Annotated in this window: 15 protein-coding genes; 8 read left to right on the top strand and 7 right to left on the bottom strand. The window is 65.5% G+C overall.

Annotated features, from left to right (window positions below):
• Positions 1-19 precede the first annotated feature (19 nt).
• The 3 genes from H7A76_RS18340 to H7A76_RS18350 all read left to right on the top strand — a co-directional run bounded on the left by H7A76_RS18340 (position 20) and on the right by H7A76_RS18350 (position 3,231).
• Positions 20-550 carry a hypothetical protein gene (locus H7A76_RS18340; RefSeq protein ID WP_185699791.1) on the top strand — a complete coding sequence of 177 codons (531 nt, stop codon included), beginning with the start codon at positions 20-22 and terminating at the stop codon, positions 548-550.
• An 86-nt stretch (positions 551-636) separates the two neighbouring features.
• Positions 637-828, top strand: a complete 192-nt coding sequence (locus tag H7A76_RS18345; RefSeq protein ID WP_011062611.1) for a PLDc N-terminal domain-containing protein — start codon at positions 637-639, stop codon at positions 826-828.
• A gap of 315 nt (positions 829-1,143) precedes the next feature.
• Positions 1,144-3,231 carry an LTA synthase family protein gene (locus H7A76_RS18350; protein ID WP_185699792.1) on the top strand — a complete coding sequence of 696 codons (2,088 nt, stop codon included), beginning with the start codon at positions 1,144-1,146 and terminating at the stop codon, positions 3,229-3,231.
• A 119-nt stretch (positions 3,232-3,350) separates the two neighbouring features.
• Here the strand turns inward: H7A76_RS18350 and H7A76_RS18355 are convergent, their stop codons facing one another.
• Positions 3,351-3,509, bottom strand: coding sequence for a DUF3309 family protein (locus H7A76_RS18355; protein ID WP_172681654.1), 159 nt, complete (start codon positions 3,507-3,509; stop codon positions 3,351-3,353).
• A gap of 254 nt (positions 3,510-3,763) precedes the next feature.
• Between H7A76_RS18355 and H7A76_RS18360 the strand changes: the two genes are divergently transcribed.
• Together H7A76_RS18360 and H7A76_RS18365 are read left to right on the top strand one after the other, a co-directional pair.
• Complete coding sequence (locus H7A76_RS18360; protein ID WP_185699793.1) at positions 3,764-4,579, top strand: SDR family oxidoreductase; 816 nt, start codon at positions 3,764-3,766, stop codon at positions 4,577-4,579.
• A gap of 64 nt (positions 4,580-4,643) precedes the next feature.
• The gene (locus H7A76_RS18365; protein ID WP_185699794.1) at positions 4,644-4,976 is read left to right on the top strand and encodes a YnfA family protein; all 333 of its coding nucleotides are present in this window, start codon (positions 4,644-4,646) and stop codon (positions 4,974-4,976) included.
• A gap of 19 nt (positions 4,977-4,995) precedes the next feature.
• Here H7A76_RS18365 and H7A76_RS18370 read toward each other — a convergent pair whose 3' ends face one another.
• The 5 genes from H7A76_RS18370 to mnmC form a co-directional block, all read right to left on the bottom strand.
• Complete coding sequence (locus H7A76_RS18370; protein ID WP_068587640.1) at positions 4,996-5,223, bottom strand: YheU family protein; 228 nt, start codon at positions 5,221-5,223, stop codon at positions 4,996-4,998.
• A gap of 86 nt (positions 5,224-5,309) precedes the next feature.
• Complete coding sequence (locus H7A76_RS18375; protein ID WP_185699795.1) at positions 5,310-6,494, bottom strand: osmoprotectant NAGGN system M42 family peptidase; 1,185 nt, start codon at positions 6,492-6,494, stop codon at positions 5,310-5,312.
• Positions 6,495-6,575: 81 nt separating this feature from the next.
• The gene (ngg, locus tag H7A76_RS18380) at positions 6,576-8,318 is read right to left on the bottom strand and encodes an N-acetylglutaminylglutamine synthetase (RefSeq protein ID WP_185699796.1); all 1,743 of its coding nucleotides are present in this window, start codon (positions 8,316-8,318) and stop codon (positions 6,576-6,578) included.
• Positions 8,319-8,321: 3 nt separating this feature from the next.
• Positions 8,322-10,094 (bottom strand): N-acetylglutaminylglutamine amidotransferase, encoded by a 1,773-nt coding sequence (locus H7A76_RS18385; protein WP_185699797.1) that lies wholly within the window; start codon positions 10,092-10,094, stop codon positions 8,322-8,324.
• Positions 10,095-10,297: 203 nt separating this feature from the next.
• Positions 10,298-12,274 (bottom strand): bifunctional tRNA (5-methylaminomethyl-2-thiouridine)(34)-methyltransferase MnmD/FAD-dependent 5-carboxymethylaminomethyl-2-thiouridine(34) oxidoreductase MnmC, encoded by a 1,977-nt coding sequence (gene mnmC / locus H7A76_RS18390; protein WP_185699798.1) that lies wholly within the window; start codon positions 12,272-12,274, stop codon positions 10,298-10,300.
• 147 nt (positions 12,275-12,421) lie between these two features.
• Here mnmC and pap point away from each other — a divergent pair, with 147 nt between their 5' ends.
• From pap to H7A76_RS18405, 3 genes are all read left to right on the top strand, one after another.
• The gene (pap, locus tag H7A76_RS18395; protein WP_185699799.1) at positions 12,422-13,936 is read left to right on the top strand and encodes a polyphosphate:AMP phosphotransferase; all 1,515 of its coding nucleotides are present in this window, start codon (positions 12,422-12,424) and stop codon (positions 13,934-13,936) included.
• A 99-nt stretch (positions 13,937-14,035) separates the two neighbouring features.
• Positions 14,036-15,220 carry a thiolase family protein gene (locus tag H7A76_RS18400; protein ID WP_185699800.1) on the top strand — a complete coding sequence of 395 codons (1,185 nt, stop codon included), beginning with the start codon at positions 14,036-14,038 and terminating at the stop codon, positions 15,218-15,220.
• A gap of 155 nt (positions 15,221-15,375) precedes the next feature.
• Positions 15,376-16,335 (top strand): DMT family transporter, encoded by a 960-nt coding sequence (locus tag H7A76_RS18405; RefSeq protein ID WP_185699801.1) that lies wholly within the window; start codon positions 15,376-15,378, stop codon positions 16,333-16,335.
• Between the two features lie 42 nt (positions 16,336-16,377).
• Here H7A76_RS18405 and H7A76_RS18410 read toward each other — a convergent pair whose 3' ends face one another.
• Positions 16,378-17,772, bottom strand: a complete 1,395-nt coding sequence (locus H7A76_RS18410; protein ID WP_185699802.1) for a class II fumarate hydratase — start codon at positions 17,770-17,772, stop codon at positions 16,378-16,380.
• Positions 17,773-17,821 lie beyond the last annotated feature (49 nt).

Genomic DNA, 17,821 nt, shown 5'->3' on the forward strand with positions numbered 1-17,821 from the left:
TTGCCTCCAGGATGCGCCCATGAAGACCGCCCTTATCGAACTCATCACCAGAATCAGCTCCGGTTGCATGGGCGACGCCGAGATCCAGCGGATCGCCGACGAAGCGAGCCAGGCCTATGCCGATCCCGAGGCGTTCCTGGCGGCCAACCCCGACATCAACTATGACGACAGCTTCCCCATCCCCCTGGGTGAGTGGGTGGTGGTCGGCAGCCTGCCGGACACGGTGCTGTTCCAGGCCGATACCTATGTCGACCTGTTCAGCCAGATCGTCGCGTCCTTCGGCAAGGATGTGTCGTTCAATATCAAGCCCAAGCAACTGGCCAAGACCGAAGCCTTGACCGCCCTGAACCGGATCCAGATCCAGATGGGCAGCATGAACCCGGAGAACGGCGGTTACGTGCTGATGAACTTCAGCCAGTTGCTGGACGACGAACTGCAGATGGTCCTGGTCTACGGCCACGATGTGCCGCGGGTGCTGGAGCTGTGTGCCGAGGTGGGCATCGCCGCGGCTCCGGCCCTGGAGGCCCTGAAGGTCGCGGTGCACGTCTGAATCGCCAATGCCGTGGTGATCTCGCGGAACCCTGATGGCGCCCGGCTATCCTAGAAGGAAGCACACCATCACTAGGGAGCGACATCATGGGTTCCACCTTCAATGGCCTGGTCGGCCTGATCATCCTGGCCCTGGATATCTGGGCCATCATCAACGTCCTCAAGAGCGGCGCCGAGACGGGCATGAAGATCCTCTGGGTACTGCTGATCATCCTGCTGCCGGTGCTGGGGCTGATCATCTGGGCCATCGCCGGACCCCGGGGGAATGTCCGCCTCTGACCGACAACGGGTCGAGCTTCTGCAAGAAAGGGCCGCGAGGTCCTTTTTTGTGTGACTAAACATGCCTTGAACGAAATTTTCACAAACGCTCGAAGACAATTCGCCAGCGTTTTTTTCGCTGTCACTCCCTGCCATTCATTGCCCCAGAGCCGTTGGTGGCCAGGTGCATACGCCTGCCACCAAGTAATGGCAATGCCTCCAGTGATCGTGCAACATCTGCGCACCGCGTATTCCCCCGTCGCCCCCGGCGGCAACAAGAGGGCTGAACGCCGCTTCATCCTTGCAACTTAAACTTCCAATGGGTCCTAAAACGACATGGCAAACTCGGATGCCCTGAGCCAGCAGCGATCCCCGAATCGCTTGCTGCAACCGACCGTCAAATCCCATCTGGCCTACACGCTCCTCTGTGCGCTGGTCATGATGGTGATGTTCACTCTGTTGCGCGTTGCGCTGCTGGTCTACAACCGCGAGATGATCCTCGATACGCCGGCCTCGACCTTCCTCGAGGCGTTTGCCAACGGCCTGCGTTTCGACTTGCGGTTGGTGGTCTACCTCTGCGTGCCGCTGGTGCTGGCGCTGTTCAGTGCCCGGGCCATGGCCGCCCGCGGGCTGCTGCGCTTCTGGCTGACGCTGACCTCCAGCATCGCGTTGTTCCTCGGCCTGATGGAAATGGACTTCTATCGTGAGTTCCACCAGCGCCTCAATGGCCTGGTATTCCAGTACGTCAAGGAAGACCCGAAGACCGTGATGAGCATGCTCTGGTACGGCTTCCCGGTGGTGCGCTACCTCTTGGCCTGGGTCGTGGGCACCTGGCTGCTGAGCCTGGCGTTCAAGGGGGCCGATCGTGCTACCCGGCCCCGTGGACCATTCACTGGCGGCAGTGTCGGGGCGCGCCAGATCGCACCCTGGTACGCGCGCCTGGCAGTGTTCGTGGTCTGCCTGGTGGTCTGCGTAGTGGCAGCCCGCGGCACCCTGCGCCAAGGGCCGCCGATGCGCTGGGGTGACGTCTACACCACCGAATCGAACTTCGCCAACCAACTGGGCCTCAACGGCACCCTGCAACTGTTGGCCGCCGCCAAGGACCGCATGTCCGAGGATCGCACCAACATCTGGAAGGCGACCCTGCCTCAGCCCCTGGCCCAGCAGACCGTACGCGATATGTTGCTGGTCCCGAGCGACAAGCTGGTGGATGCCGATGTCGCGGCCGTACGCCGAAACTACACTCCCGACGCGGATAAGACCCTGCCGATCAAGAACGTCGTGGTGATCCTCATGGAGAGCTTCGCTGGGCATTCGGTGGGTGCCCTGGGCCGTCCGGGCGAAGTCACCCCATACTTCGACAAGCTGTCCAAGGAAGGCTTGCTGTTCGACCGTTTCTTTTCCAATGGCACCCATACCCACCAGGGCATGTTCGCCACCATGGCCTGCTTCCCCAACCTGCCGGGCTTCGAATACCTGATGCAGACCCCGGAAGGCAGCCACAAGCTGTCCGGCCTGCCGCAATTGCTCAGTGCGCGCAAGTTCGATGATGTGTACGTCTACAACGGCGACTTCGCCTGGGACAACCAGTCGGGTTTCTTCAGCAACCAGGGCATGACCAACTTCATCGGTCGCAACGACTTCGTCGATCCGGTGTTCTCCGACCCGACCTGGGGCGTGTCCGACCAGGACATGTTCGAGCGTGGCCTGCAGGAACTGAAGGCCCGGGAAAACGGCAAGCCGTTCTATGCCTTGCTGCAGACCTTGTCCAACCACACGCCGTACGCTTTGCCGACGCCGTTGCCGGTGGAAAAAGTGACCGATCGTGGCAGCCTCAATGAGCACTTGACCGCCATGCGTTATTCCGACTGGGCCCTGGGCCAGTTCTTCGAGAAGGCGCGCAAGGAGCCGTACTTCAAGGAGACTCTGTTCGTGGTGGTCGGCGACCATGGCTTCGGCAACGAGCAGCAGATCACCGAGATGGACCTGGGCCGTTTCAACGTGCCGATGTTGATGATCGCTCCGGGCATCCAGGAGAAGTTCGGCCAGCGTGACCACACCGTGGGCACCCAGATCGATATCGTGCCGACCATCATGGGACGCCTGGGTGGCGACGTCCTGCACCAGTGCTGGGGACGCGACCTGCTCAACCTGCCTGAGGGTGACAAGGGCTTCGGCGTGATCAAGCCCTCGGGCAGTGACCAGACCGTAGCTCTGTTGACCGCCGATCGGGTCCTGGTACTGCCCAAGGAAATGTCGCCGCGGTTGTACAGGTACGAATTGGGGGCCAACCCGGGTGGAGAGCTGATCCCGGAATCCGCCGACGAGGCGCAACTCAAGCAGAAACTCGAGTCTTTCCTGCAAACCGCGACCAAGAGCCTGCTGGACAACACTGCAGGCGTGGTCAACGGCAAGCCGGACTGATCGCCAAGGCACCCGGCCGGCTCGCCTTCGAGCGCCGGCCGGGTTGACCAAGCCTCCATGCACCCCTCTTGCAGGGGTGTTTTTTTGCCCGGCCCAAAGCTGCCGAAGCGTCTTGTGCCCTAGATCCTGCCGAGCAACAGCAGCACCAACAGTACGACCAGCACCACGCCAATAACCCCTGAAGGGCCGTAGCCCCAGCTTCTGGAGTGGGGGAAGACCGGCAGGCCGCCAATCAGCAGCAGGATCAGGATGATGATCAGGATGGTGCCCATAGCGATGTCCTTTCAGGAAGTATTGGTCGAGCGGCGAAGATTGCGCACCTGTCTTGTTCGCAACATGGGCCGCTTACTGTTTCGGACTCGTTGCCGGTGCGCAAGATTCAAAGTTTTTCGCCGGCCAGCGCCGTCGCTCCCAAGGGCCGGACCGGGGCAGGGGTTTGCCCGTGCCATTCAGCACCCTGATGGTGCATGGGGCGCGCCGGGGCCTTCGCTACACTGGCGTCCATCTTTCCAGGACCTACAAGGCAACTGTTATGCACAATCGCATGATGATCACCGGCGCCGGCTCCGGCCTGGGGCGCGAAATCGCTTTGCGCTGGGCGCGCGAGGGTTGGCGGCTGGCTTTGTCCGACGTCAACGAGGCGGGTTTGCAAGAGACCCTGAAGCGGGTTCGCCAAGCCGGTGGCGATGGGTTCGTGCAGCGCTGCGATGTGCGTGACTACAGCCAGCTGACGGCGCTCGCCCAGGCTTGCGAGCTCAAGTTCGGGGGCATCGATATCATCGTCAACAACGCCGGCGTGGCTTCCGGTGGTTTCTTCAGCGAGCTGTCCCTGGAGGACTGGGACTGGCAGATCGCGATCAACCTGATGGGCGTGGTCAAGGGCTGCAAGGCCTTCCTGCCGCTGTTGGAGCAGAGCAAGGGGCGGATCATCAACATCGCCTCCATGGCCGCCCTGATGCAGGGGCCGGCCATGAGCAACTACAACGTGGCCAAGGCCGGCGTGGTGGCGCTTTCGGAAAGCCTGCTGGTCGAGCTGGCGCAGCAGGAAATCGCCGTGCACGTGGTCTGCCCGTCGTTCTTCCAGACCAACCTGCTGGACTCCTTCCGTGGCCCGACCCCGGCGATGAAGGCCCAGGTGGGCAAGTTGCTGGAGAGCTCGCCTATCAGCGCCAGCCAGATCGCCGACTATGTCCACCAGCAGGTGCAGGCCGGCCAGTTCATGATCCTGCCCCATGAGCAGGGACGCCTGGCCTGGACCCTGAAGCAACACAACCCCCAGGCGCTGTACGCCGAAATGACCCAGATGGCCGAGAAGATGCGCGCCAAGGCCAAGCAAGGCACCCACTGAACTTGCCCTGGGCCCGGGGCCTCGCTAGGGTTGCCGGCACCCGGCAATCCTGACGAGACCTTGCATGCTCAACTACCTGTGGTTCTTCCTCGCCGCGCTGTTCGAAATCTTCGGCTGCTATGCCTTCTGGATGTGGCTGCGCCAGGGCAAGAGTGCCCTGTGGGTCATTCCCGCGCTGGTCAGCCTGACCCTGTTCGCCCTGCTGTTGACCAAGGTCGAGGCCGCCTACGCCGGGCGCGCCTATGCCGCCTACGGGGGCATCTACATCGTCGCGTCGATTGGCTGGCTGGCGGTGGTGGAGCGGGTTCGCCCCCTGGGGTCGGACTGGCTGGGGCTGGCGCTGTGCGTGATCGGCGCCAGCGTGATCCTGTTCGGGCCGCGATTCACGACCCCTTGAGCCGCGGCCTGGCGGTGTTTCAGTCGAACAGTTCCTTGGGCACATCGTGCTTGAGCATCAACTGGCACTGCTCGCTGTCGGGGTCGAAGACGATCACCGCCTGCCCCTTGCCCAGGGCCTGGCGAACCCGCAAGACCCGGGTTTCCAGCGGGGTTTCATCGCCGTTGTCGGTGCCTTCGCGGGTGACGAAGTCCTCGATCAGGCGGGTCAGGGTGTCGACTTCAAGCAGCTCGTGGGGAATCAGCATAAGGGGGCTCCGGCAAACAATCCCGGATGCTACCGGGGCCAGGTGCGCGCCGCCAGCCATCGCGTGCACAAACCCCCGGCTGGTTCTCAGGAGCGGTTGCCCACCAGGCTGTCCACCGAAGGCACCCGAGTCTCGCTTTCCATCTGCGCGTCATGCTCGAGTTGGTGGCTGAAGCGGTCCAGGGAGCCCTGGGCCGGCTGCGCATCGCTGGCGAACACGGGGGGGCTGAGGATATAGGCGCTCAGCAGCCGGGCCAGCGCCGCCAGGCTGTCGATATGGGTCCGCTCGTAGCCGTGGGTGGCGTCGCAGCCGAAGGCCAGCAGCGCGGTACGGATATCGTGGCCGGCAGTGACCGCCGAATGGGCGTCGCTGAAGTAATAGCGGAACAGGTCGCGGCGCACTGGCAGCTCGTGCTCCCCGGCCAGGCGCAGCAGGTGGCGCGACAGGTGATAGTCGTAGGGACCACCGGAATCCTGCATGGCCACGCTCACCGCATGCTCGCTGGAGTGCTGGCCCGGAGCGACCGGCGCGATGTCGATGCCGACGAATTCACTGACGTCCCAGGGCAGGGCTGCGGCGGCGCCGCTACCGGTTTCCTCGGTGATGGTGAACAGCGGGTGGCAGTCGATCGACAAGGGTTCGCCGCTGTCGACGATGGCCTTGAGGGCGGCCAGCAGCGCCGCGACCCCGGCCTTGTCATCCAGGTGCCGGGCGCTGATATGACCGCTTTCGGTGAACTCCGGCAGGGGGTCGAACGCGACGAAATCCCCCACGCCGATGCCCAGGGATTCGCAGTCGGCGCGGGTGGTGCAGTAGGCGTCCAGGCGCAGCTCGATGTGGTCCCAGCTGATGGGCAACTCGTCCACCGCGGTGTTGAAGGCATGCCCGGAGGCCATCAACGGCAGCACGCTGCCGCGCAGCACGCCGTTATCGGTGAACAGGCTGACCCGGCTGCCCTCGGCGAAGCGGCTGGACCAGCAGCCCACCGGCGCCAGGGTCAGGCGGCCGTTGTCCTTCACCGCGCGGACGCTGGCGCCGATGGTGTCCAGGTGTGCCGAGACGGCCCGGTCGGGGCTGTTCTTCTGGCCCTTGAGGGTGGCGCGGATGGTGCCGCGCCGGGTCAGTTCGAAGGGAATGCCCAGTTCCTCCAGGCGTTCGGCGACATAACGCACGATGGTGTCGGTGAAACCGGTGGGGCTGGGAATGGCGAGCATTTCCAGGAGGACCTTCTGCAGGTAGGCGAGGTCCGGTTCGGCGATCGTGTGGGTCATGGAAACTCCTGACGAAAAAACGCCCGTCGATGGCTTCGACCAAGACCTGCGGCGCTCGCTGGCGCCGCAGGCCCCAGGGGCTCAGGGGGTTGGTTGACTGAGGGGAAACAGCAGGTCGACAAAACGTTCGGCCGTCGGTTGCGGTTCGTGGTTGGCCAGCCCGGCACGCTCGTTGGCTTCGATGAACACGTACTCGGGCTGGTCCGCCGCCGTCACCAGCAGGTCCAGGCCGACCACCGGGATATCCAGGGCGCGGGCCGCGCGTACGGCGGCATCGGCCAACTGCGGATGGAGGATATCGGTGACGTCTTCCAGGGTGCCGCCGGTGTGCAGGTTGGCGGTACGCCGTACGCATAGCAGCTCGCCGGGTTCCAGCACGCTGTTGTAGTCGTAGCCGGCGGCATGCAGGGTGCGCTGGGTCTCGTGGTCCAGGGGAATGCGGCTCTCGCCACCGGTGGCCGCCTGGCGCCGACGGCTGAGGGCTTCGATCAAGGCGCCGATGGAGTGCTGGCCATCGCCGATGATCTGTGCCGGGCGGCGGATGGCCGCGGCCACCACTTCGAAGCCGATCACCAGGATGCGCAGGTCCAGGCCCTCGTGGAAGCTTTCCAGCAGCACCCGGCTGTCGAACTTGCGTGCCTGCTCGATGGCCTGCTGCACCTGCTCGATGCTGCGCAAGTCCACGGCCACTCCCTGGCCCTGTTCGCCGTCCAGGGGCTTGACCACCACCCGACGATGCTCGTCGAGGAACTCCAGGTTGTCGTCGGCGTTGCCCGCCAGGCGCTGCGCCGGCAGGTTCAGTCCGGCGCCCTTGAGCACCTTGTGGGTCAGGCTCTTGTCCTGGCACAGGGTCATGCTGATGGCGCTGGTCAGGTCGCTCAGGGATTCCCGGCAGCGCACCCGGCGCCCGCCGTGGCTGAGGGTGAACAAGCCCGCCTCGGCGTCGTCGACCTGTACATCGATACCCCGGCGATGGGCTTCCTCGACGATGATCCGGGCATAGGGGTTGAACTGCGCCTGGGGGCCGGGGCCAAGGAACAACGGCTGGTTGATGCCGTTCTTGCGCTTGATGGCGAAGGTCGAGAGGGTGCGAAAACCCAGCTTGGCGTAGAGGTTCTTGGCCTGGCGGTTGTCGTGCAACACGGACAGGTCGAGGTGGCTCAGGCCACGGCTCATGAAGTGTTCGATCAGGTGGCGCACCAATACCTCGCCAACGCCCGGTCGGCTGCAGTCGGGGTCCACCGCCAGGCACCACAGGCTGCTGCCGTGCTCCGGGTCCTGGTAGGCCTTGTAATGGTCCAGGCCCATGACGCTGCCGATCAGTGCGCCGCTGTCCTCGTCCTCGGCCAGCCAGTAGGCCGGTCCGCCCTGGTGGCGTGGGGTCAGTAGCTCTGGGTCGATGGGCAGCATGCCCCGGGCCAGGTACAGCTGGTTGATGGCCTGCCAGTCGGCGGCGCTTTGCGCACGGCGGATACGAAAGCCACGGAACACCCGGGTGGCCTGGCGGTAGTCGCTGAACCACAGGCGCAGGGTGTCGGAGGGGTCGAGGAACAGTTGCGCCGGTTCCAGCCCCAGCACCTGCTGGGGCGCGGCCACATACAGCGCGATGTCGCGCTCGCCGGGACGCTCGTTGAGCAGTTCCTCGGCCAGCCGGGTGGCGTCGGGGAAGGTATGGCCGATCAGCAGGCGACCCCAGCCGCAGTGCACGGCCACCGGTGCCTTGCCCGGTTCGTTGCCGTCCTCGGCGAAGCGCGCCTGCAGGCGCTCGTAGGTAGGGGCCTGGCCGCGCAGCAGGCGTTGGCTGTAGGCCGTATGGGCTTTCATCGATCAGATTCCTTGTTCACTGAGCCACAGGTTCAACGCCGCCAGCTGCCACAGCTTGGAGCCGCGCAACGGCGTCAGCTGGCCCTGGGGGTCGGTCAGCAGGCGGTCGAGCATCGCCGGATTGAACAGGCCGCGGTCCTGGCTCGGGTCCAGCAGCAGTTCGCGGACCCAGTCCAGGGTCTTGCCCTCCAGGTGCTTGAGCCCCGGTACCGGGAAGTAGCCTTTCTTGCGGTCGATGACCGCGCTGGGAATCACCAGCCGCGCGGCCTCCTTGAGCACCTGCTTGCCGCCGTCTGGCAGCTTGAAGCGCGCCGGGACCCGGGCCGAGAGCTCCACCAGGCGGTAGTCGAGGAAGGGCGTGCGGGCCTCCAGGCCCCAGGCCATGGTCATGTTGTCCACACGCTTGACCGGGTCGTCCACCAGCATCACCGTGCTGTCCAGGCGCAGGGCCTTGTCCACGGCAGCCTCGGCCCCGGGACGAGCGAAATGCTCGCGGACCCAGTCGCCGGCGGCGTCGTGGTCCAGCAACCAGCGCGGTTGCACGGTGGCGGCGTAGTCCTCGTAGCTGCGGTCGAAGAACGCCGCGCGGTAAGCGTCATAGGGATCATCGGCGCCGTCCACCTGCGGATACCAGTGGTAGCCGGCGAACAACTCGTCGGCACCCTGGCCGCTCTGCACCACCTTGCAGTGCTTGGCCACTTCCCGGGATAGCAAATAGAAGGCGATGCAGTCGTGGCTGACCATCGGCTCGCTCATGGCGCGAAACGCAGCGGGCAACTGCTCGATAATCTCGTGCTCGGCGATGCGCAGTTGGTGATGGCGGGTGCCGTAGTGCCGGGCGATCAGGTCGGAATACTGGAACTCGTCGCCTCGTTCGCCGCCGGCATCCTGGAAGCCGATGGAGAAGGTCGACAGCTCGTCCACCCCGACTTCGCGCAGCAGGCCCACCAGCAGGCTGGAGTCGACGCCGCCGGACAGCAGCACGCCGACGTCCACCGCCGCCCGTTGGCGGATGGCCACCGCTTCACGGGTGCTGTCCAGCACCCGGTCGCGCCAGTCTTCCAGGGTCAGCCGGGTTTCGTCGGCGGCCGGGCCATAGGCCAGGGTCCACCAGGTCTGCTGCTCGCTGCGGCCATCGGCCTCGATGCGCATCCAGGTGGCCGGCGGCAGTTTCTCGATACCGGCCAGCAAGGTCCTGGGAGCCGGGACCACGGCATGGAAGTTCAGGTAGTGGTTGAGGGCGACCGGGTCGAGCAGCGGATCGATGTCGCCGCCCTTGAGCAGTGCCGGCAGGGTCGAGGCGAAGCGCAGGCGCTGGCCGGTGCGCGACAGGTACAGGGGCTTGACCCCGAGGCGGTCGCGGGCCAGGAACAGGCGCTTGCTGTCGCGCTCCCAGATGGCGAAGGCGAACATGCCATTGAGCTTGGGCAGCAGCTCGGCGCCCCAGGCGTGGTAGCCCTTGAGCAGTACTTCGGTGTCGCCCCCGGAATGAAAGGCATAACCCTCGGCTTCCAGTTCGGCGCGCAGCTCGGGGTAGTTGTAGATCGCGCCATTGAAGGCCAGGGACAGGCCCAGCTGGTTGTCGACCATGGGCTGCGCCGAACCGTCCGACAGGTCCATGATCTTCAGGCGCCGATGGCCCAGGGCGATCGGCCCCTGGCTGTGGAAGCCCCAGGCGTCGGGACCGCGGGGGGCGAGGTGGTGGGTGATGCGTTCAACTGCCGCAAGGTCGGCAGGTTGGTGATCGAAACGTAGTTCTCCAGCTAATCCGCACATAAGTCCTTACCGGTTGTTTCCGTTGGGGAAGAGTCAATCCGTCGCCGCCAAAATCACGGCTACCTGGAAACTGACCTGTGCATAACTCGGGAGTTTTAGATCGATGGGTAATAAGCGCCAGGTCTTGTCCAACCCCGGACGGGCCGGGGCGGGGCAGTGAGGGGCAGGCAGCGCCGCCGGCAAGCGGCTGCCGGGGCCTTGTTTCAGGCCTTGCCGCGAATCAGCCGGCGCAGGGCGAAGCGGTTCGGATGGCAGGCCTCGGCCACGCTCCTGGGCAATGGCAGGGGCTCGTTTTCCAGCCAGGCGGCCAGCAGCTCCCCCGACAACGGCGCGGTGATCAAGCCGCGCGAGCCATGGCCACTGTTGATGTACAGGCCTTCGAGCCAGGGGCAGGGCAGGTCCGGTACCTGGCGAGCGTCCTTGCCCAGGGCGGCATAGGTATCGACGAAGGCGGCGGGGTCCGCCAGCGGGCCGACGATGGGCAGGTAGTCCGGGCTGGTGCAGCGAAAGGCCGCGCGGCCCTGCAAATCTTCCAGGGGCAGTTGTTCGACCTCCAGGCGGTGCAGCAGGTCGCTGGAGATTTCCCGCAGCATTTCCAGGTTGCCCGCATGTTCGGCCGTGGTCGGGGCCAGGTCCTGGCTGTGGAAATCGAAGCTGGCGCCCAGGGTGTGCTCCCCCAGCCGGGGCGGGGCGACATAGCCTTCGGCGCAGACCACCGTGGCCAGGGCCTGGCTGCGTGCCGTTTGCGGCAGGCGGGTGATCTGCCCACGGATGCGCTTGAGGGGCAACTCGGCGCTGGCGGGAAACTGCTTGATCTCGGCAGCGCCGGCGAGGATCACCACGGCGGCGCTGGCCAGTAGTTGTTCGCCGTCCCAGGCCTGCCACTGCTGGTCGACCCGGCGCAGTTCCAGCACCTGTCGATGGGTCAGGACCTGGATGCCTGGATGCCCGGCTTGCCACTGGCACAGCGCCGGCGGATGGACCCAGCCCCCTTCAGGGAAGAACAGCCCGCCGTATTCCAGGCCAATGCCGGCCCGGGCCTGGGCTTGCTCGCGGTCCAGGATGTGCAGCAAATCGTGGGGAAAGGCCGCGGCCAGTTGTGCCTGGCGCTCGGCCTCCTTGGGGTTGAACGCCAGTTGCAGGACGCCGCAGGCGTCCCAGTCCAGGCCCCGTTGCAGGTGTTCGAGCTGGCGGCGGGTGTAGCCGAAGCCGCTGAGGATCATCTGCGACAACGCCGTGCCGTGGGCCGATAGCTTGAGGTAGAGCACGCCCTGGGGATTGCCCGAGGCTTCCTGGGCCAGTTGCCCGTGGCGTTCGAGCAGTTGTACCTGCCAGCCACGGGCGGCCAGGCTGGCGGCACTGGAGCAGCCGGCCAGGCCGCCGCCGATCACCAGGGCGGTCTTGTCTTGTCGTGGTGGGCGGGCGAACCAGGGCTTGGCTGCGGTCGGAGCGGGCGTTTCTTCGGGCCAGCCGAGGAACTCGCCGCGCAGCACTTCCCATTTGCGGCCGATACCCGGGGTGCGCTTCATCTTGAAGCCCGCGGCGTTCAACAGGCGCCGCACCCAGCCGGCGCTGGTGAAGGTGCTGATGCTGGCGCCCGGTGCGGCCAGGCGGGCCAGTTCGGCGAACAGCTCGGCGGTCCACATCTCGGGGTTCTTCGCCGGGGCGAAACCATCGAGGAACCAGGCGTCCACCTGGGCGTCCAGTTGCGGCAGTTGCTCCAGGGCATCGCCGATCAACAGGGTCAGGATGACCCGGCCCTGGTCCAGGACCAGGCGCTGGAAACCACCGTGGATCGCCTGGTACTGCTCCAGCAGCGGCTGTGCCAGGTCGGCCAGCTCCGGCCAAAGCGCCAGGGCCCGTTGCAGGTCGGCATGGCTCAGGGGGTATTTTTCGACGCTGACGAAATGCAGGCGCGCCCCGGCCGGCGCTTGTTGCCGGAACAGTTGCCAGGCGCAGAGGAAGTTCAGCCCGGTGCCGAAGCCGGTCTCGCCGATGACGAAGCGCTGGCCGGCGGCCAGGGCGGCGAAGCGTTCCCCCAGGCGGTTCTGTTCGATGAAGACGTGGCGGGTTTCATCCAGCCCCGAGTCGCTGGAGAAATACACATCGTCGAAGACCCGCGAACGCGGGCGTCCTTGGTCGTCCCAGTCGAGCTGGGCGTAGGGCAGTTCTGCTGTCATGTTCGGCTCATGTGGCGCAAGGCGGCCATTCTAGCCGATCACCGGGTCGGCGCTTGATCCATGGCAAGCCGTTGGCGCTTCTGGATTTGTTTTCCCTGGCCGAGGTCCATCCGCTAGTCTTGGAAAATTCTTGGAAGGGAGCCACCCATGTTCGAATCCGCTGAAATCGGTCACGCCATCGACAAGGGAACCTATGACGCCGAAGTGCCGGCCTTGCGCGAAGCCTTGCTCGAGGCGCAGTTCGAGTTGCGCCAGAAGGCCGGATTCCCGGTGATCGTGCTGATCAATGGCGTGGAAGGGGCGGGCAAGGGCGAGACGGTCAAGCTGCTCAACGAATGGATGGACCCGCGCCTGATCGAGGTGCGCACCTTCGACCAGCAGACCGACGAGGAGCTGTCGCGGCCACCGGCCTGGCGCTATTGGCGCATGCTCCCGGCCAAGGGGCGCATGGGGGTGTTCTTCGGCAACTGGTACAGCCAGATGCTCCAGGGGCGGGTGCATGGGCAGATCAAGGACCCGCGCCTGGACCAGGCGATCAATGCTGCCGAGCGCCTGGAGAAGATGCTTTGCGATGAGGGCGCGCTGATCTTCAAGTTCTGGTTCCACCTGTCCAAGAAGCAGATGAAGGCCCGGCTCAAGGCCCTGCAGGACGATCCGCTGCACAGCTGGCGCATCAGCCCGCTGGACTGGCAGCAATCGGAGACCTACGACAAGTTCGTCAAGTACGGCGAGCGAGTGTTGCGCCGCACCAGTCGCGACTATGCGCCCTGGCATGTGATCGAAGGCGTGGACCCGCATTACCGCAGCCTTACCGTGGGCCGCATCCTCCTCGAGGGCTTGCAGAGCGCCCTGGCTCGCAAGCCGCTCAAGCCGGCCCAGGTCAACGCCGCGCCGTTGCCGCCAGCGGTGGACCAGTTGAGCCTGCTGGACAGCCTGGACATGACCCAGCACCTGGACAAGGACGACTACGAAGAGCAACTGATCACCGAGCAGGCGCGCCTGGCCGGCCTGTTGCGCGACAAGCGCATGCGCAAGCACGCCCTGGTGGCGGTGTTCGAGGGCAACGATGCGGCGGGCAAGGGCGGCGCCATCCGCCGGGTGGCGGCGGCGCTGGACCCACGCCAATACAGCATCGTGCCGATCGCCGCGCCGTCCGAAGACGAGCGCGCGCAGCCCTACCTCTGGCGTTTCTGGCGGCAAATCCCGGCCCGGGGCAAATTCACCATCTTCGATCGTTCCTGGTACGGCCGGGTGCTGGTGGAGCGGGTGGAGGGTTTCTGCAGCCCGGCCGACTGGTTGCGTGCCTACAGCGAGATCAACGACTTCGAGGAGCAGTTGGCCGATGCCCGGGTGATCGTGGTGAAGTTCTGGCTGGCCATCGACAAGGACACCCAGCTGGAGCGCTTCCAAGAGCGCGAAGAGATCCCCTTCAAGCGCTTCAAGATCACCGAGGACGACTGGCGCAACCGCGACAAGTGGGATGACTACCGCACCGCGGTGGGCGACATGGTCGACCGCACCAGTACCGAAGTGGCGCCCTGGACCCTGGTGGAGGCCAACGACAAGCGCTGGGCCCGGGTCAAGGTCCTGCGCACCATCAACCGGACTCTGGAAGAGGCCTTCGAGCGCAGCGACCGGCACGACAAGAAACACAAGAAGTAGGCCGATGGCCACGCATACGGCCAATGAATGATCGTCGCGGCCAGTTGGCCGCGGATCTATGCTCGACGCTCTTGAGCTGGCAACAACAAGGAGAGCGTCATGCGTGAAGTGGTGATAGTCGACAGCGTGCGGACTGGCCTGGCCAAGTCCTTTCGCGGCAAGTTCAACCAGACCCGTCCGGACGACATGGCCGCCCATTGTGTCAATGCGCTGTTGGCGCGCACTGGCATCGACCCGGCCAGCGTCGAGGATTGCATCGTCGGCGCCGGCTCCAACGAAGGGGCCCAGGGCTACAACATCGGACGCAACGTCGCCGTGCTTTCGGCCCTGGGCACCGGCACCGCGGGCATGACCCTCAACCGTTTCTGCTCTTCGGGGTTGCAGGCGATCGCCATCGCCGCCAACCAGATCGCCTCCGGCTGCAGCGACATCATCGTCGCCGGCGGGGTGGAGTCCATCAGCCTGACCATGAAGAGCGTCAACACCGAGAACCTGATCAATCCATTGCTCAAGGAACAGGTGCCGGGCATCTATTTCCCCATGGGCCAGACCGCCGAGGTGGTGGCTCGACGCTACAAGGTCAGTCGCGAGAGCCAGGACCTTTATGCCCTGCAGAGCCAGCAGCGCACCGCCCAAGCCCAGGCCGCCGGCCTGTTCGACGACGAGATCGTGCCGATGGCGGTCAAGTACAAGGTCGAGGACAAGAACACCGGGCAGGTGCAGATCCTCGATGGCGTGGTGGATCGCGACGACTGCAACCGCCCGGACACCACCCTGGAGAACCTGGCGGCGCTCAAGCCGGTGTTCGCCGAGGATGGTTCGGTGACCGCTGGCAACTCCTCACAGCTCTCCGATGGGGCTTCGATGACCCTGGTGATGAGCCTGGAGCGGGCACTGGCCCTGGGGCTCAAGCCCAAGGCGTTTTTCCGGGGATTCACCGTGGCCGGCTGTGAGCCGGACGAAATGGGCATCGGCCCGGTGTTCTCGGTGCCCAAGCTGCTCAAGGCCAAGGGCCTGGGCATCGCCGACATCGACCTGTGGGAACTCAACGAGGCTTTCGCGTCCCAGTGCCTGTATGCCCGCGAGCGCCTGGAAATCGACAACGCCCGCTACAACGTCAATGGCGGCTCGATCGCCATCGGCCACCCCTATGGCATGACCGGCTCGCGCCAGGTCGGACACCTGGTGCGCGAGCTGCAGCGGCGCAACCTGCGCTACGGCATCGTCACCATGTGCGTAGGGGGTGGCATGGGCGCCACCGGGCTGTTCGAGGCCGTGCGCTAGGCCTGTTGCTGCTATACCAGCCGGCTACGATGGGGCCGGCTTGCGTGTTTGCGACCTGGACCATCCTGTTTGCGCTCGGCCGCTCATGGCCGCTGTGTTGCTCCAGGTTCCGGCCCTAGAATGTGCCCGTCGCTGGCAGGTCTTGTGGGGTTGGCATGCATGTTTCATCCGGTCGTTGGGCCTACGGCCTGTTCCTCGCCTTGGTGACGGCGGTGCTCTGGGGCATCCTGCCCATCAAGCTCAAGCACGTGCTGCAAGCGATGGATCCGGTCACCGTGACCTGGTTCCGCCTGCTGGTCTCCGGCGGGTGCCTGCTGGTCTACCTGGCGGCGGTACGCCGCCTGCCCGACTGGCGCCAGCTCGGGCCACGAGGCGCCTGGCTGGTGCCGCTTGCGGTGGGCGGCCTGGTGGGCAACTACGTGCTGTACCTGATGGGCCTGAACCTGTTGAGCCCGGGCACCGCGCAACTGGTGGTGCAGATGGGGCCGATCCTGTTGCTGGTCGCCAGTGTGCTGGTGTTCAAGGAGCGTTTCAGCCTGGGGCAGGGCCTGGGCCTGCTGGTATTGCTGGTGGGGTTCGGGTTGTTCTTCAACCAGCGCCTGGCCGAGTTGCTGACCTCCCTGGGCGACTACACCGCTGGCGTGCTCACCGTGCTGGCGGCGTCGGCGGTCTGGACTTTCTATGCACTGGGCCAGAAGCAGTTGCTGAGCGTGTGGAATTCATTGCAGGTGATGATGGTGATCTACCTGTCCTGTGCCTTGCTGCTCACGCCCTGGGTTCATCCGCTGGAGGTCCTGGCGCTGACGCCGTTGCAAGGTTGGCTGCTGCTGGCCTGCTGCCTCAATACCCTGGTGGCCTATGGCGCGTTTGCCGAAGCCCTGGCCCATTGGGAGGCATCGCGGGTCAGTGCGACCCTGGCCATCACCCCGCTGGTGACCTTCGCCGCCGTGGCCTGGGCGGCCTGGGTGTGGCCGCAGTACGTGCACGCGGAACAGATCAACGGCCTGGGTTACGGCGGTGCGTTGTTGGTGGTGCTGGGTTCGGCGCTGACGGCCCTGGGGCCGTCGCTGATCGAGGGGCTGCGGGCACGGCGTCGGCGCGGTGGCGCCAGGTGACGATCACGGGCGGTGGCATGAGCCAGCCGCCCACTCTGGATGTCAGCCCTGTTTTCCGGCTTCCAGCATGTTTTCCGGGCGGACCCAGGCGTCGAACTGCGCATCGTCCAGGTAACCCAGTTGCAGCGCCGCCTCGCGCAGGGTCAGGTTCTCGGCGTAGGCCTTCTTGGCGATCTCGGCGGCCTTGTCGTAGCCGATATGCGGGTTGAGCGCGGTCACCAGCATCAGGCCGCGTTCCAGGTGGGCGGCCATTTGCACCGGGTCGGGCTCCAGGCCGGTGATGCAGTGCTGGTGGAAGTTGCTGCAGCCATCGGCCAGCAGGCGGATCGATTGCAGCAGGTTGTGGATGATCACCGGCTTGAACACGTTCAACTGCAAATGGCCCTGGCTGGCGGCGAAACCGATGGCGGTATCGTTGCCCATGACCTGGCAGGCCAGCATCGACAAGGCTTCGCACTGGGTCGGGTTGACCTTGCCGGGCATGATCGAACTGCCCGGCTCGTTGGCCGGCAGCTTGACCTCCGCCAGGCCGGCCCTCGGCCCCGAACCCAGCAAGCGCAGGTCGTTGGCGATCTTCATCAGGCACACGGCCAGGGTCTTGAGCGCGCCGGACAGGGCGGTCAGCGGTTCATGGCCGGCCAGGGCGGCGAACTTGTTGGGCGCGGTGACGAACGGCAGGCCGGAGAGGGCGGCCAGTTCGGCGGCGATGGCTTCGCCGAAACCGTGGGGCGAGTTCAGCCCGGTACCCACGGCGGTGCCGCCCTGGGCCAGTTCGCAGACCGCCGGCAGGGCACTGCGGATCGCCCGCTCGGCGTAGCTCAGCTGGGCGATGAAGGCCGAGAGTTCCTGGCCGAAGGTGATCGGCGTGGCATCCATCATGTGGGTGCGTCCGGTCTTCACCAGCTTCATGTGCCGCGCCGACAGCTCGGCCAGGCCACCGGAGAGTTCGGCGATGGCCGGCAGCAGTTGGAATTGCACGGCCTGGGCGGTGGCGATGTGCATGGCGGTGGGGAAGCAGTCGTTGGAGCTCTGGGAGCGGTTGACGTGATCGTTGGGGTGCACCGGCGCCTTGCCGCCGCGAGGGTTGCCCGCCAGCTCGTTGGCTCGTCCGGCCAGCACTTCGTTGACGTTCATGTTGCTCTGGGTGCCGCTGCCGGTTTGCCACACCACCAGCGGGAACTGGTCGTCGTGCTCGCCGGCCAGCACTTCGTCGGCGGCCTGTTCGATCAGCCGGGCGATATCCGCGGGCAGGTCGCCGTTGCGGTTGTTGACCCGGGCCGCGGCTTTCTTGATCAGCGCCAGGGCGTGCAGGACCGACAGTGGCATGCGTTCGGTACCGATGGCGAAGTTGACCAGCGAGCGTTGGGTCTGAGCGCCCCAGTAGGCTTCCTGCGGGACTTCAACCTGGCCCAGGCTGTCAGTTTCGATTCGATTCATCGTGGCGATCCTCCTAGTCTGACTGGCCAGTTTAGGCCCTGATCCGAGG

This window comes from Pseudomonas sp. MSSRFD41 (assembly GCF_014230245.1).
In the GTDB taxonomy this organism is placed as follows: domain Bacteria; phylum Pseudomonadota; class Gammaproteobacteria; order Pseudomonadales; family Pseudomonadaceae; genus Aquipseudomonas; species Aquipseudomonas piscis.